We start from the raw sequence: 14606 nt of genomic DNA on the forward strand, positions 1-14606 counted from the left end.
CGTCAGCAGCAGGCCGAACCGTCACCGCAACCACGGCCGCTGAGCATCGGGCACGCGTGCCCGTAGTCCGGGTGCGGCACGAGCGGCAAGCGCTTGCGCGGGCCGTCGGTGGACCGGAACGACGCCGCCACCGGCTCGGTCTTGAGCGTCACGTTGGTGTGCGTCGCCTGGGCGTCGTACGCGCCCTTGCCGAGCTCCAGCACCTCCACGCCACGGCCGTAGTCCGCCAGGAACACCCGGTCGCGGTGGAAGTAGGGCGCCCACGAGACCGCGCCGTCCGGCCGCCAGTAGGCCACCTGGATGGGGTTCTTCGGGTCCGTGATGTCCAGGAACCGCGTCCCCTGCTCGTACCACGAGTAGGCCACGATCCGCTTGTGCACGTCGAAGTAGTGCGCCGAGCAGAACACGTCCGGGCCGGGCACCGTGCCGTCCTGGTCGTCCGGGCTCCAGATGCCGACCGTCTCCATCGTGAACGGCTTGTCCGGCGTGGCCCGCCACGACTCGCCGTTGGTCGAGCCGTCCAGCGACGAGATGACGAACCGCCCCTGGTCCTTGCACGTCGCCGAGCCGAACGCCTCCTCGGTGTGCAGCAGCAGGCTGCCCGCCGGGTGCTCGCGGGTCGGCTTCGGGCCGTCGTGCAGGGTGCGGCCGACCGGTCGGAACGAGTTGTGCGAGAACGACGTCGGCATGTCCAGCTTCGGCACCCCGCCGCCCGCGTACGGCACCGGGCTGTACGGCGTCGCCTCGCGCACCTTGCCGGTCAACGGGTCTCGGTGCCAGCCGCGCGTGTGGTAGCCGCGGGTGCCGCCGGTGCCCGCGACCCACGCGATGCCCGCGCCGTCCACCTGGACGTCGTGGGTCATGTGCGTCTCGCCCTGGTTCCGGTTCAGGTCCACGTACGTCGCCAGGGTCTTCGGGTTGCGCGGGTCGCGCAGGTCGGTGACGAACACCTTGCCGGAACGGCGGTAGCTGTCCGGGTCGTTCGACGGCGTGCCGTCGTAGCCCGTGGTCCACAGGTAGTTGCAGTCGTTGATGCACGTGGTGATGTGGCCGGTGCCCATCGACGCGAAGCTCATCAGCTCCAGCCTCGCCGGGTCCTTCGCCGACACGATGTAGACGCCGGTCGGCCGTTCGTTGCCCGGCTGGCGGCCGAACGCGTTGCGCTCGCGGGCCAGGAACACCAGCTTGCGCTTCGGGTCGACGGTGACGTCCTCGTTCTCCCAGAAGCGCTGCTCCGGGTCGTCGCCCGGCAGCGCCAGCTCCTTCTTCGTCAAGTGGTCCAGGAGCTTCGGGTCGTCCTGGTTCGTCACGTCGTAGGACTTGAGGCCGAACGTGCCGCTGACGAACATCACGTCGCGGTGCCGGTACTGCACGAAGTTGATGGAGATCGCACCCACGGTGTCCGGGATCGCCTTGCGCAGCTCGACGTTCTTCGCCGCCGGCGCGAGGCCGCTGCCCGAGGAGCCGGCCGGCTCCTCCTGCCCTACCGGTGCGTCGGGGACAGGCGCCGCTGTCGCGCTGCCCAAGCCCACGAAGCCGAGGAGCACCCCGGCGACCACCCCTGCCAGAACCTTCATGCCCGCCACTCCTTTCGGTGATGGGGATATCGCGGAGCGTGTCAGGTGCGCGACCGGGGCCACCACCTCCGATCGGCTAACGTTGCCCGCCGTGGCGGAGCAGGCGACGGTGAGCGCGCACCACCCGGACGGCTCGGCGACCGTGCTGCGCGACGACGGGGTGCTGGTGGAGGTCCCGGCCGCGGCCGTGGCGGAGGGCGGCTGGCGGACGCTGCGCCCCGGCCAGCGCGTCACGCTCGACCGCGCCCCCGACGGCACCGTCCGCGCGGCCCGACGCCCGGTGTGACGCACGGCCCGCGTGACCTCCGACTCGTCGGGACCGCGCTCGCCGACAGGCCTCGACGGGAGCACGCTTGCCGCACCGTCCGGCGTGTGGGGTTCGGTGGCGCGAACAATCGGGTGGGACGCGGGGTTCGGCGTCACGAAGAGTTCCGCGTGCCGCCGCGTCCGGTGTGACGCGGTGTTCATCTCATCGTCGGCTGCGATCAGCGCGAGGCCGCCCGTTGTGGGGAACAATGCCATCCGTGAGCACGGACAACACCCCCGAACAGCCCGCGCCCAAGCGACGGACGAGGACGCCGCGGACGCAACCCGCCGGCAGCGCGCCCCGCCGCCGCCCGCGTCCGGCCGTCCGACGCGAAGACACCCGCGCCGAGACCCAGCCCGAGACGCCGCCGCGCTCGTTCCCGAGCTCGCCGCCCGCCGTCACCGCGACCGAGGCGCAGGCCGACCTGCCCGACGACCGCTACTTCAACCGCGAACTGTCCTGGCTGGACTTCAACGCCCGGGTGCTCGCGCTCGCCGAGGACGCCTCCCAGCCGCTGCTGGAGCGGGCCAAGTTCCTGGCCATCTTCGCGTCGAACCTGGACGAGTTCTACATGGTCCGGGTGGCCGGCCTGAAGCGCCGCGACGAGACCGGCCTGAACGTGCGCAGCGCCGACGGCCTCACCCCGCGCGAGCAGCTTGCCGCGATCTCCAAGCGCAGCCAGGAACTGGTCGAGCAGCACGCCCGCGCGTTCCTCGACCACGTGCGGCCGGAGCTGGAGAAGCACGCGATCAGCATCGTCACCTGGACCCAGTTGACCGACTTCGAGAAGCTGCGGCTGACCAACTACTTCAGCGACCAGGTGTTCCCGGTCCTCACACCGCTCGCGGTGGACGCCGCCCACCCGTTCCCCTACATCTCCGGCCTGTCGCTCAACCTGGCCGTGACGGTGCGCGACCCCGAAGGCGGCGCGGAGCGGTTCGCCCGCATCAAGGTGCCGGACAACGTGCCGCGGCTGGTGCGCGTGGAGCAGGACCGCACCAGCCCCACGGCGACGTTCCTGCCGTTGGAGGAGCTGATCGCCGCGCACCTGGGCGACCTGTTCACCGGTATGGAGGTCATCGAGTGCCACGCCTTCCGGGTGACCCGCAACGCGGACCTGGAGGTCGAGGAGGACCAGGACGAGGACCTGCTCAAGTCGTTGGAGCGGGAGCTGGTGCGCCGCCGGTTCGGTCCCCCGGTGCGGCTGGAGATCGCCGACGACATGACCGAGCACATGCTGGAACGGCTGCTGCGGGAGCTGGAGGTCGACCCGCACGACGTCGTCCAGGTGCCGGGGCTGCTGGACCTGAGCAGCCTGTGGCAGCTCCACAGCGTGGACCGCAAGCAGCTCAAGGACGCGCCGTTCGTGCCCGCCACGCACCCCGCCTTCGGCGAGCGGGAGACGCCCAAGAGCATCTTCGCGACCCTGCGCGAGGGCGACGTGCTGGTGCACCACCCGTACGACTCGTTCTCCACCTCGGTGCAGCGGTTCATCGAGCAGGCGGCGGCCGACCCGCGCGTGCTGGCCATCAAGCAGACGCTGTACCGGACCTCCGGCGACTCGCCGATAGTGGACGCGCTGATCGACGCGGCCGAGGCGGGCAAGCAGGTCGTGGCGCTGGTGGAGATCAAGGCGCGGTTCGACGAGCAGGCCAACATCAAGTGGGCGCGGGCGCTGGAGAAGGCGGGCGTGCACGTCGTCTACGGCCTGATGGGCCTGAAGACGCACTGCAAGACGTCGCTCGTGGTGCGGCAGGAGGGCTCCCGCATCCAGCGGTACTGCCACATCGGCACCGGCAACTACAACCCGAAGACCGCGCGGCTGTACGAGGACATGGGCCTGCTGACCGCCGAGCAGACCATCGGGGCCGACCTCACCGACCTGTTCAACGTCCTCACCGGCTACGCCCGGCAGGACCACTACCGCAGCCTGCTGGTCGCGCCCTACGGCGTGCGGCGCGGGATCGTGGAGCGGATCGAGCGGGAGGTCGAGCTGGCGCGCTCCGGTGAGCGGGCGGGCGTGCGGATCAAGGTGAACTCGCTGGTGGACGAGCAGGTCATCGACTCGCTCTACCGGGCGTCGCAGGCGGGGGTGCCGGTCGAGATCGTGGTGCGCGGGGTGTGCACGCTGAAGCCGGGCATCAAGGGCCTGTCGGAGAACATCCACGTGCGGTCCATCCTGGGCCGCTTCCTGGAGCACTCGCGGGTGTTCCACTTCGTCGGCTGCGGCGAGCACTGGATCGGCAGCGCCGACATGATGCACCGGAACCTGGACCGCCGGGTGGAGGTGCAGGTGCGGGTGACCGACCCGAAGCTCGTCACGAAGCTGGAGGACATCCTCGACTCGGCGCTGGAGCCCACCACCCGGTGCTGGGTGCTGCAACCCGACGGCGAGTGGGAGGCGTCCCCGTCCGACGGCAGCCGGGTGCGCGACCACCAGACCGAGCTGCTGCGCGTGCACCGCGCACAAGGGTGATCCGGGCGGCCGGCGCCGTCCTGTGGCGCGACGGCTCCGTGGCCGTCGTCCACCGGCCGCGCTACGACGACTGGTCCCTGCCCAAGGGGAAGCTCGACCCCGGTGAGACCGTGCCCGAGGCGGCCGTGCGGGAGGTGCTGGAGGAGACCGGGTACCGGGCCGTGCTCGGCCGGCACCTGACGACCGTGCGGTACACGGCGTTCGGCAAGCCGAAGACCGTCGACTTCTTCAGCGCCCGCGCCGAGAGCGGGTCGTTCACGCCCAACGACGAGGTGGACGAACTCCGCTGGCTGCCGGTCGACGCGGCGGCGGACCTGGTCACCCGGGACACCGACCGCGAGGTCCTGGCGACGTTCGCCGCCACGCCCGCCGACCTGGCGACCGTGCTGCTGGTGCGGCACGCCAAGGCCGGCAAGCGCGACCACTGGCCGGGCGAGGACGACCTGCGCCCGTTGAGCCCGGCGGGCTGGCGGCAGGCGGCCGGCCTGCGCTCCCTGCTCCCCCTGTGGGCGCCGTCCCGCGTCCATTCGGCTCCGCGCGTGCGGTGCGTGGAGACCGTGCAGGGCGTGGCGGACCGCCTCGGCGTGGGGGTGCTGCTGGAGCACCGGCTGTCGGAGGAGGGCTACTGGCCGGACCGCGAGGCGGGGCTGGTGCGCCTGCTGGAGATCGCGGACGGGGTGGGCGTGCCGGTGGTGTGCAGCCAGGGCGGCGTGATCCCGGACGTGGTGTCCACGCTGGCGTCCTTGTCCGGGCTGCCGCTGGCCGAGGTGCCGTGCAAGAAGGGCAGCGTGTGGCTGCTGTCGTTCCACCGGCCGGCGCCCGGGTGGTCCACATCGGACACGGGTAGCTGGCCTCGGCTGGTGTCGGCGCACTACCTGCCCAGCCCTTTGGCGACTCCCAATCCGTAATTCCGCGTTGGCCGGGTTCCGTATTCGCGGGGTTTCGCCTCGGCCGGGAATGTTGGGCCGAACGAGTGGGGCCGGGCTGCCGGTGGTGGGTGGCCGAGCGAATCCGGTGTGGCGGCGGCGAATCGGGCCAGGCGGCCGGTTTCGGGCTCAGGCGCCCGGTATCCGGCTTGGAGAGCGGCCCGGCGGTACTTGCCGTGAAGGGGAAGTACCGCCGCCAGGAGCCGTTTCAGGGCCACTGGAAGCCATCATCCCGTTGCGTGGCGCTTCAAGCCGACCTTCAGCGGTAAGCCGGCTGGGTGTCGTGGCACTGCCCACGCCGGTTCCTTACTCCGGACACGCCTAGGGCCCGGTGCGCGTCCGCACCGGGCCCTGAGCGTGGTTGACGCTTCTCCCGCCGGGCCACTACCCGGCCGGAGTCACTTCTTGGCCGCGGCCTTCTTCGCCGCCGGCTTCTTGGCCGTGGTGGCCTTCGCCGTGGTCGCCTTGGCAGCGGCCGGCTTCTTCGCCGCGGCTGCCTTCGGGGCGGCTGCCGTGGCGGCCTTCGCCGTCGTCGCCTTGGCCGTGGCCGCCTTCGCGGCGGGGGCCTTGGTGGCGGTGGCAGCGGGCTTTGCGGCCGCGGTGGTCCGGCGGGTCGCCGGGGCCTTGGTCGCGGCTGCGGCCGTGCGCGCGGTCGTGCTGCGCGCGGTGCGCGTAGTGGTGGTACGCGCGGTGGTGCTGCGGGTCGCCGGCGCCTTGGTCGAGGCAGCCGTCTTCGTGGCGGCGGCGGACTTCGCGGCCGAGGCGGCCGGCTTGGCGGCCGTGGCCTTCGGCAGCTTCTTCGTGCCGCTGATGACGTCCTTGAACGTCGAACCCGCGCGGAACGCGGGAACGTTGGTCTTCTTGACCTTCACGGTCTCACCGGTGCGCGGGTTGCGAGCGGTGCGGGCCGCGCGGGCCCGCTTCTCGAAGACACCGAAACCGGTGATGTTGACCTTCTCGCCCTTGTGGACGCTGCGAACGATGACGTCGACGAGCCCGTCGACAGCGGCAGCGGCGTTCTTCTTGTCGCCAAGGCGCTCGGCGAGCGCCTCGATGAGCTGGGCCTTGTTCACCTTCAGTCCCTCCCAGGACGCTCACGGCCCTAGTCGGGCCGACTGATGGCCACGGTAAGCCCATATGCAAGGAAATACCAATCGCCACGCCAGATTTTTCGTTGTGGCGTGGGCAATTACGACCTGTCGAGGGACACCGGAACGGCCCCTAAGGGGTCCGCCGGAACCGGATTCCCGCTGGCAGAGGGGGAATCCGGCCCCTGCCGACTACCGTCCGGGCACCGGTTCGGTGGTGGGCAACCAACCTGGGCGGTTCCGCTCGAACGTGGTGATGTCGTCGGCGTGCCGCAGGGTCAGCGCGATGTCGTCCAAACCCTCCAGCAGCCGCCAGCGGGTGTACTCGTCGACCGTGAAGGGCGCGGTGAAGTCCTTGGCCACAACAGTGTTCTTCGTGAGGTCCACGGTCACCCGGGTGCCGGGCTCGTTCTCCAGCAGCTTCCACAGCAATTCGACATCGGACTGCTCGCACTGGGCCGCCACGAGGCCCTGCTTGCCCGAGTTGCCGCGGAAGATGTCGGCGAACCGGGAGGAGATGACCACCCGGAAGCCGTAATCCATCAACGCCCAGACGGCGTGCTCGCGGGAGGAGCCGGTGCCGAAATCGGGTCCGGCGACCAGCACGCTGCCCGCCCGGAACGGTTCCTGGTTGAGCACGAACTGCTCGTCGCCGCGCCAGGCCGCGAACAGCCCGTCCTCGAAACCCGAGCGGGTGACGCGCTTGAGGTAGACGGCGGGGATGATCTGGTCGGTGTCCACGTTGGACCGCCGCAGCGGCACCCCGACGCCGGTGTGCGTGGTGAACGCTTCCATCTCTGCTAGCTCCTCAGACCAGGTCGGCGGGCGACGACAGGGTGCCGCGCACGGCGGTGGCGGCGGCCACGAGTGGCGAGACCAGGTGGGTGCGGCCACCCTTGCCCTGCCTGCCCTCGAAGTTGCGGTTGGAGGTGGACGCGCTGCGCTCGCCCGGCTTGAGCTGGTCCGGGTTCATGCCGAGGCACATCGAGCACCCCGCCTGCCGCCACTCGGCGCCCGCCGCCAGGAACACCTCGTGCAGCCCCTCGGACTCGGCCTGTGCGCGCACCCGCATGGAGCCGGGGACCACGAGCATCCGCACGCCGGCGGCGACCCGGTGCCCGCGCAGGACGTCCGCGGCGGCGCGCAGGTCCTCGATACGGCCATTGGTGCACGAGCCGAGGAACACGGTGTCGACGTGGATGTCGCGCAGCGGCGTGCCGGGCTCCAGCCCCATGTACGCCAGCGCCTTCTCGGCGGCGACGCGCTCGTTCTCGTCCCCGATGGCCTCCGGGTCGGGCACGCGGCCGGCGAGCGGCAGGCCCTGCCCGGGGTTGGTGCCCCACGTGACGAACGGGGTCAGCTCGTCGGCGTCCAGCCGCACCTCGGCGTCGAACTCGGCGCCTTCGTCGGTGCGCAGCGACTTCCAGTACTCGACGGCGGCGTCCCAGTCCGCGCCGGACGGCGCGTGCGGACGGCCCTGGAGGTAGTCGAACGTGGTCTGGTCCGGCGCGATCATCCCGGCGCGCGCCCCGGCCTCGATCGACATGTTGCAGACGGTCATGCGGGCTTCCATGGACAGCGCCTCGATCGCGCTGCCCCGGTACTCCAGCACGTAGCCCTGCCCGCCGCCGGTGCCGATCCGGGCGATGACGGCGAGGATGACGTCCTTCGCCGTGACGCCGGGCCGGAGCGTGCCGTCGATCGTGATCGCCATGGTCTTGAACGGTTTCAGCGGCAGCGTCTGGGTGGCCATCACGTGCTCGACCTCGGACGTGCCGATGCCGAACGCCAGCGCGCCGAACGCGCCGTGCGTGGAGGTGTGGCTGTCGCCGCAGACCACGGTCATGCCGGGCTGCGTGAGGCCGAGCTGCGGGCCGACCACGTGGACGATGCCCTGCTCGGCGTCGCCCATCGGGTGCAGCCGCACGCCGAACTCGGCGCAGTTCTTGCGCAGCGTCTCGACCTGGGTGCGGGACACCGGGTCGGCGATCGGCAGTTCGATGTCGACCGTCGGGACGTTGTGGTCCTCGGTGGCGATGGTCAGGTCGGGTCGGCGGAGCGGGCGGCCCTCCAGGCGCAGGCCGTCGAACGCCTGCGGGCTCGTGACTTCGTGCAGCAGGTGGAGGTCGATGTAGAGCAGATCGGGCTCCGCACCACTGCCGTGGCGCACCACGTGCGCTTCCCACACCTTCTCCGCGAGCGTGCGGCTCATCGCTTCTCCCAGTATCTGGACGGTCGATAGATCTGGACTTCCCAGACAGTGGGAAGTTAGTATCGGCTTGTGGGACAGCATAGCGGGATCGGCGTGCTGGACAAGGCAGTGGCTGTCTTGAACGCCGTCGCAAAGGATCCGTGTGGGCTCGCCGAGTTGTGCAACCGGACGGGCTTGCCTCGCGCAACCGCGCACCGGTTGGCAGTGGGGCTCGAAGTGCACCGGTTGCTGCGACGGGGTTCGGACGGCCGGTGGCGTCCGGGCGCGGCACTGGCGGAATTGGCGGGCGGGGCCACGGACCCGTTGCTCGACGCGGCGTCCTCGGTGCTGCCGAGGCTCCGCGACATCACCGGGGAGAGCGTGCAGCTTTACCGGCGGGATGGAATGCAGCGGATCTGCGTGTCGTCGGCGGAACCGCCGAGCGGTCTGCGCGACACCGTCCCGATTGGAGCCAGACTGCCGATGACGGCCGGCTCGGGCGCGAAGGTGCTGGCGGCGTGGGCCGATCCAGGCACCCAGCGGTCGGTGCTCGCGGACGCCGTCTACGGCGAGCGGACCCTCCTGGAGGTGCGCCGCCGAGGCTGGGCCCAAAGCGTCGCGGAACGCGAACCAGGCGTGGCCAGCGTCTCAGCCCCGGTACGGGACAGCACCGGCTCCGTAGTGGCCGCAGTCTCCGTCTCAGGCCCCATCGACCGCATGGGCCGCCGCCCAGGAGCCCGCTGGGCAGCCGACCTACTAGCCGCCGCAGAAGCCCTACAAACCCGCCTCTAACCCCAACACACCGACACCCGACACCCGCCCTCAGCAGCCACGGCCCTGAGGGCGGCTTGCCGTCCCCCTTCCACCCCCGCTGGGCTAGGCCGGCACGCGCACGTCGGGGTCCGGGGCAAGCCCCGGCCGGGGTTTGGGGGTTGGACCCCCAATGCGAATGCGAAAGATCCCCGTGTCGCATGCCGACACAGGGATCCGCCAATCTGTAGCCCCGATGGGATTCGAACCCACGCTACCGCCTTGAGAGGGCGGCGTCCTAGGCCGCTAGACGACGGGGCCCTAGGTTTTTGCTCGATCTCGTCGAGCGATTTAGTTGTTTCTTGCCGCAGTAGCTTACCACACTGGATTTTCTACCGCCGCTGCTGGGGTACCAGGACTCGAACCTAGACTAACTGAACCAGAATCAGTCGTGCTGCCAATTACACCATACCCCATTGGCTTTCCCGATCAACTTCCTCGGCAACCTGGGCTGTCGAGGGGCTGTCCGTTCCGCCGGGAGGAATAGTAGACCAAGTGCCCGGCGGAACGGAAATCGGGGTCAGGCGGAGGCCGCCGACAGCTCGCAGACCAGCAGTTCGGGCAGCTCAGCGAGGCTGCTGATGGCCGCGATGCCGGTGGGCAGCGATCCTTCGCGCGGGCCTTGCCGGTTGAGCCACACGCCCTTCATCCCGGCGTCGCGCGCGCCGATGGCGTCGGCGTGCAGGCGGTCGCCGATGTGCACGGTGTCGCGGTGGGACACCCCGAGGTCGGCGCACGCGGTGTCGAAGATCACGCGGTCCGGTTTGGCCGCGCCGACTTCACCGGCGATGAGCACGGTGTCGAAATACTGCGCCAGGCCGAGCGTGGCGATCTTCACACGCTGGTGGCGGCCGGACGCGTTGCTCACCGCGGCGAGGGGCAATCCGGTGGCGCGCAGCCATTCCAGGCAGGGCACGACGTCCGGGAACAGCCGCCAGCCGGCCGCGAGCACGTCCTGCCGGTACAGCTCGCGCCGGGTCGCCTCGGCCAAGTCGAGTTCCTCGCCGAGCGCGGCGAAGAACGCGCGGGTGCGGATGTTGCGCATCGACTCGTATTCCAGCTCGCCCGCGAGCAGCCGGGAACAGTGGTCGTCGGTGATGCGCTGCCACAACGTCCAGTTGTCGGCGTTGCCGACCATCGCGGCGAGCGCGGCCCGCGACGAAGTGCTGTAGTCGACGAGCGTGTCGTCCACATCGAGGCTCACCGCGCGGATCTCGCCGGTTCTCCGGGGGGTGAAGGTCGGGGCTGCGGTTGTCACCCAGTGAGGCTAGGTGCGAGCGCCCCTCGTCCGACTCGACCAGAGAGGTGATATCTCCGTGTTCTTGCACGGTCAAGCACCCCTGGAGCCCCCGAAGGCACCAGTCAGATTGCCCCGAGCGCCCGACGCAATCGCCCGATCGAGCGATCCCGACCGACCAACTCCATCGATTCGTACAGAGGTGGCGAGACGGTACGGCCCGTCACGGCAACCCGCACCGGCGCGTACGCCTTGCGCGGTTTGAGGCCCAGACCGTCCACAAGAGACGTCTTCAGCGCCTCCTCGATCGAGGCCGCCGTCCACTCCTCCAGTGCCTCCAGAGCGGTGATACCCGCCGTCAGCACCGGGCGCGCGTCCTCGCCCAGCACCTTGGCCGCCGACTCCTCCTCCGGGGCGAACGACTCCTCGTCCGTGAAGAGGAACCGCACCATGCCGGACGCCTCGGACAGCACGACCAGACGCTCCTGCACGAGGGGGGCCACTCCGCGCAACGTGGTCAACTGCTCGTCGGTCGGGTCCACCAGCAGTCCGTCGGCCGCGAGGTACGGCAGCACGCGGCTGACGAACTCCTCCACGGGCAGCGCGCGCAGGTGCGTGGCGTTGATCGCCTCGGCCTTCTTGAGGTCGAACCGGGCGGGGTTGGCGCTGACCTTCTCCAGGGTGAACGCCTCGACCAGCTCGGTGACCGTGAAGATGTCCCGGTCGTCCGCGATCGACCAGCCGAGCAGCGCGAGGTAGTTGAGCAATCCCTCCGGCAGGAATCCCCGTTCCCGGTAGAGGAAAAGGTTCGACTGGGGATCCCGCTTGGACAGCTTCTTGTTGCCTTCGCCCATCACGTAAGGCAGGTGCCCGAAGCGCGGGGTGGAATCGGTCACGCCGATTCGCCGCAACGCGGCATAAAGGCCGAGTTGGCGCGGAGTGGACGGCAGCAGGTCCTCACCGCGCAGCACGTGCGTCACGCGCATGAGCGCGTCGTCCACCGGATTCGTGAACGTGTAGAGCGGGTCGCCGTTGGCGCGCACCAGGACCGGGTCGGGCGTGGCGCCCGCCTTGAACGTGATCTCACCCCGGATCAGGTCGTCCCAGGTGAAGTCCTCGTCGGGCATCCGCAGCCGCAGCACCGGCTCGCGCCCCTCGGCGCGGAACGCGGCCTTCCGCTCGTCGGTGAGGTCGCGGTCGTAGCCGTCGTAGCCCAGCTTCGGGTCCTGGCCGGCCGCCTTGCGCCGCGCCTCGATCTCCTCGGCGGTGGAGAAGGACTCGTACAGCTCCCCCGCGTCGAGCAGCTTCCGGGCCACGTCGGCGTAGACGTCGCGGCGCTCGCTCTGCCGGTACGGGCCGTGCGGGCCGCCGACCTCGGGGCCCTCGTCCCAGTCCAGGCCGAGCCAGCGCATGGCCTCCAGCAACTGCTCGTAGGACTCCCGCGAGTCGCGGGCCGCGTCGGTGTCCTCGATCCGGAACACCATCGAGCCGCCGGTGTGGCGGGCGTACGCCCAGTTGAACAGGGCGGTGCGGATCAGGCCCACGTGCGGTGTGCCGGTCGGCGACGGGCAGAAGCGGACACGGACCTCTGGGGTGACTGCGGATGCGCTCATGACCCGATCAGCGTATCCGCCTTGACCGGCGTCGCCGACAGGAGCATCCTGAACTTATTCAACTACCGTTGAAAAGAGGTGGGGATCATGGAGAGGACCACGGTCGTGGTCGTCGGGGGCGGTCCGGCGGGCATGGTGTGCGGGCTGCTGCTGGCCCGCGCGGGCGTCGAGGTGACGGTGCTGGAGAAGCACGGCGACTTCCTGCGCGACTTCCGCGGCGACACGGTGCACGCGTCCACGCTCACGCTGCTGGACGAACTGGGGCTGGGGCCGTCGTTCGCGGAGGTTCCGCACCAGCTCGTGGACAAGATGGAGGTGCTGCTGGACAGCGGCCTCCAGCGGGTGGCCGACCTGTCCCGGCTCCCCGGGCCGCACAAGCACATCGCGTTCGTGCCCCAGTGGGACTTCCTGGACCTGATCGCGGACGCGGGCCGGCGCGAGAAGTCCTTCACGCTGCGGATGAACGCGGAGTTCACCGGGCTGCTGAAGTCCGGCGGCCGGGTCGACGGGGTCCGCTACCGCACCCCGGAGGGCGAGGTCGCGCTGAAGGCGGACCTGGTCGTGGCGGCCGACGGGCGGCACTCGCTGGTGCGGCGGGAGGCCGCGCTGCCGGTGCACGCGTTCGGCGCGCCGATGGACGTGTGGTGGTTCCGGCTGCCCCGCAACCCCGGCGAGCCCGAGGGCGGTGTGGGGAGGTTCGGCCGCGGCACGGGGCTGGTGCTGATCAACCGGGGTGAGTACTTCCAGACCGCGTTCCTGATCCGCAAGGGCACCGACGAGATGCTGCGGGCGGAGGGGATCGAGGCGTTCCGGGAGCGCGTGGTGAAGCTCGTGCCGTGGGTGGCGGAACGGCTGGAGACCATCGAGTCGCTGGACGACGTGAAGCTGCTGGACGTGAAGCTGGACCGGCTGCGGCGCTGGCACGACGAGGGCGTGCTGTGCATCGGGGACGCCGCGCACGCCATGTCGCCCATCGGCGGCGTCGGCATCAACCTGGCAGTGCAGGACGCGGTCGCCGCCGCGCGGATCGTGGCCCGTCCGCTGCGGGAGGGGCGGCTCACGGCGAAGGAGCTGGCGAAGGTGCGCCGGCGCCGGTGGTTCCCGACCGCGGTCACGCAGACGTTCCAGCGGCTGATCCAGAACGCGTTCCTGCGGCCCACGCTGGACGGGAAGTCGAAGATCGCCAACGGCCGGGCGCCGCGCCCGGTGGCGGCGTTGCAGCGGTTCCCGTGGTTGCAGGCGATCCCGGCGTACCTGATCGCGATCGGGCTGCGGCCCGAGCACGCGCCGGCCTTCGCCCGCCGCACCCCGGAGAGGATCGAGCGGAGCTAGCCCGCTAGCCTCAGGGGCCTTCGGGCGGCCGACACGCCCATAGCCGTTGACCCCGCAGGACCCGAGCCGCCGACGTTGTCCGACACAGAGTCGCCGCCGACCCCGGGGTGACTTCCGGGCCGCCGACGTAGTCCGACACAGAGGCGCCGCCGACCCCGGGGCGACTTCCGGCCGCCGACGTTGTCCGACGCGCCGTTGCCGCGAGTCCCGCAGGACCCGGGGCGACTTCCCACGCGGGAGCCGCCCCTGGGGTGTGGCTAGCGGTTCGCCACGGTGTTCGTCAGGGTGCCGAGCCCTTCCACCGTCACGGAAACCGTCTGCCCGGCGGCGAGCGGCCCGACGCCGGCGGGCGTGCCGGTGAGGATGACGTCGAGTGGCCGCAAGGTCATGACGGCCGAAATGTACTCGATCAGCTCGCCGATGTCGTGGATCAGCAGCGAGGTCCGCGAGTTCTGCTTCACCTCGCCGTCCACCTCGGTGCGCAGCGCCACGTCGGACGGGTCGAACTCGGTCTCCACCCACGGCCCGAGCGGGCAGAACGTGTCGAACCCCTTGGCGCGGGTCCACTGCCCGTCGGTCTTCTGCAGGTCGCGCGCCGTCACGTCGTTCGCGATGGTGTAGCCGAGGACCGACTGCCGGGCCCGCGACGCGGGGATGTCCCGACCGCCGACGCCGATGATGACGGCCAGCTCGCCCTCGAAGTCGACCCGCTCGGACACCGCCGGGAGCTTGATCTCCGCGTTGGGCCCGATCACGGCGGTGTTGGGCTTGAGGAACATCAGCGGTTCCGCCGGCACCTCGTTGCCCAGCTCGGCGGCGTGCTCGGCGTAGTTGCGGCCGATGCACACGATCTTGGGCGGCAGGAACGGGGCCAGCAGGCGGACGTCGGCGAGCGGCCACTTGCGGCCGGTGAAGGTCGGGTTCGCGAACGGGTCGTCGGCGATCTCGACAGCGGTCAGGTCGTCGCCGTCGCCTTCGATCGCGGCGAAAGCGAGGCCATCCGGTTGGGCGATACGGGCAATGCGCACGGGAATCACCCTAACCGGCGG

12 protein-coding genes and 2 tRNA genes are annotated in these 14606 nt (G+C 70.6%); 5 read left to right on the forward strand and 9 right to left on the reverse strand.

Features of this window, described 5'->3' with window-relative positions; all coding sequences use genetic code 11:
• Positions 1 to 2: 2 nt before the first annotated feature.
• A complete protein-coding gene (locus ACQPZF_RS34405) occupies positions 3 to 1577 on the reverse strand; it encodes a hypothetical protein (protein ID WP_433264212.1) in 1575 nt (524 codons plus the stop codon).
• 91 nt (positions 1578 to 1668) lie between these two features.
• Here ACQPZF_RS34405 and ACQPZF_RS34410 point away from each other — a divergent pair, with 91 nt between their 5' ends.
• The 3 genes from ACQPZF_RS34410 to ACQPZF_RS34420 all read left to right on the forward strand — a co-directional run bounded on the left by ACQPZF_RS34410 (position 1669) and on the right by ACQPZF_RS34420 (position 5268).
• Positions 1669 to 1863, forward strand: coding sequence for a hypothetical protein (locus tag ACQPZF_RS34410; protein WP_433264214.1), 195 nt, complete (start codon positions 1669 to 1671; stop codon positions 1861 to 1863).
• A gap of 229 nt (positions 1864 to 2092) precedes the next feature.
• Positions 2093 to 4360 (forward strand): RNA degradosome polyphosphate kinase, encoded by a 2268-nt coding sequence (locus ACQPZF_RS34415; RefSeq protein WP_433264216.1) that lies wholly within the window; start codon positions 2093 to 2095, stop codon positions 4358 to 4360.
• Positions 4360 to 5268, forward strand: a complete 909-nt coding sequence (locus ACQPZF_RS34420; RefSeq protein WP_433274844.1) for an NUDIX hydrolase — start codon at positions 4360 to 4362, stop codon at positions 5266 to 5268. The genes ACQPZF_RS34415 and ACQPZF_RS34420 overlap by 1 nt, the downstream gene beginning before the upstream one ends.
• Before the next feature lie 416 nt (positions 5269 to 5684).
• Here the strand turns inward: ACQPZF_RS34420 and ACQPZF_RS34425 are convergent, their stop codons facing one another.
• The 3 genes from ACQPZF_RS34425 to leuC form a co-directional block, all read right to left on the reverse strand.
• Positions 5685 to 6359, reverse strand: a complete 675-nt coding sequence (locus tag ACQPZF_RS34425) for an HU family DNA-binding protein (RefSeq protein WP_433264218.1) — start codon at positions 6357 to 6359, stop codon at positions 5685 to 5687.
• 207 nt (positions 6360 to 6566) lie between these two features.
• On the reverse strand, positions 6567 to 7169 hold the full coding sequence (gene leuD, locus ACQPZF_RS34430; protein WP_433264220.1) for a 3-isopropylmalate dehydratase small subunit: 603 nt from the start codon (positions 7167 to 7169) through the stop codon (positions 6567 to 6569).
• Between the two features lie 13 nt (positions 7170 to 7182).
• Entirely contained in the window at positions 7183 to 8586 is a 1404-nt protein-coding gene (gene leuC / locus ACQPZF_RS34435; protein WP_433264222.1) for a 3-isopropylmalate dehydratase large subunit, read from the reverse strand.
• 69 nt (positions 8587 to 8655) lie between these two features.
• Between leuC and ACQPZF_RS34440 the strand changes: the two genes are divergently transcribed.
• Entirely contained in the window at positions 8656 to 9357 is a 702-nt protein-coding gene (locus ACQPZF_RS34440) for an IclR family transcriptional regulator (RefSeq protein WP_162470707.1), read from the forward strand.
• 206 nt (positions 9358 to 9563) lie between these two features.
• Here the strand turns inward: ACQPZF_RS34440 and ACQPZF_RS34445 are convergent.
• The 4 genes from ACQPZF_RS34445 to gltX form a co-directional block, all read right to left on the reverse strand.
• Positions 9564 to 9636 (reverse strand) — tRNA-Glu (locus ACQPZF_RS34445).
• An 83-nt stretch (positions 9637 to 9719) separates the two neighbouring features.
• Positions 9720 to 9791 (reverse strand) — tRNA-Gln (locus ACQPZF_RS34450).
• Between the two features lie 104 nt (positions 9792 to 9895).
• Positions 9896 to 10633, reverse strand: coding sequence for an HAD family hydrolase (locus tag ACQPZF_RS34455; protein WP_433264224.1), 738 nt, complete (start codon positions 10631 to 10633; stop codon positions 9896 to 9898).
• Between the two features lie 104 nt (positions 10634 to 10737).
• Entirely contained in the window at positions 10738 to 12225 is a 1488-nt protein-coding gene (gltX, locus tag ACQPZF_RS34460) for a glutamate--tRNA ligase (protein WP_433264226.1), read from the reverse strand.
• Positions 12226 to 12312: 87 nt separating this feature from the next.
• Here gltX and ACQPZF_RS34465 point away from each other — a divergent pair, with 87 nt between their 5' ends.
• Entirely contained in the window at positions 12313 to 13557 is a 1245-nt protein-coding gene (locus ACQPZF_RS34465) for an FAD-dependent oxidoreductase (protein WP_433264228.1), read from the forward strand.
• Positions 13558 to 13814: 257 nt separating this feature from the next.
• Here ACQPZF_RS34465 and ACQPZF_RS34470 read toward each other — a convergent pair whose 3' ends face one another.
• Positions 13815 to 14585, reverse strand: a complete 771-nt coding sequence (locus ACQPZF_RS34470; RefSeq protein ID WP_433264230.1) for a fumarylacetoacetate hydrolase family protein — start codon at positions 14583 to 14585, stop codon at positions 13815 to 13817.
• Positions 14586 to 14606: the final 21 nt, after the last annotated feature.

It is taken from the genome of Actinosynnema sp. CS-041913 (assembly GCF_050942485.1).
GTDB lineage: Bacteria > Actinomycetota > Actinomycetes > Mycobacteriales > Pseudonocardiaceae > Actinosynnema.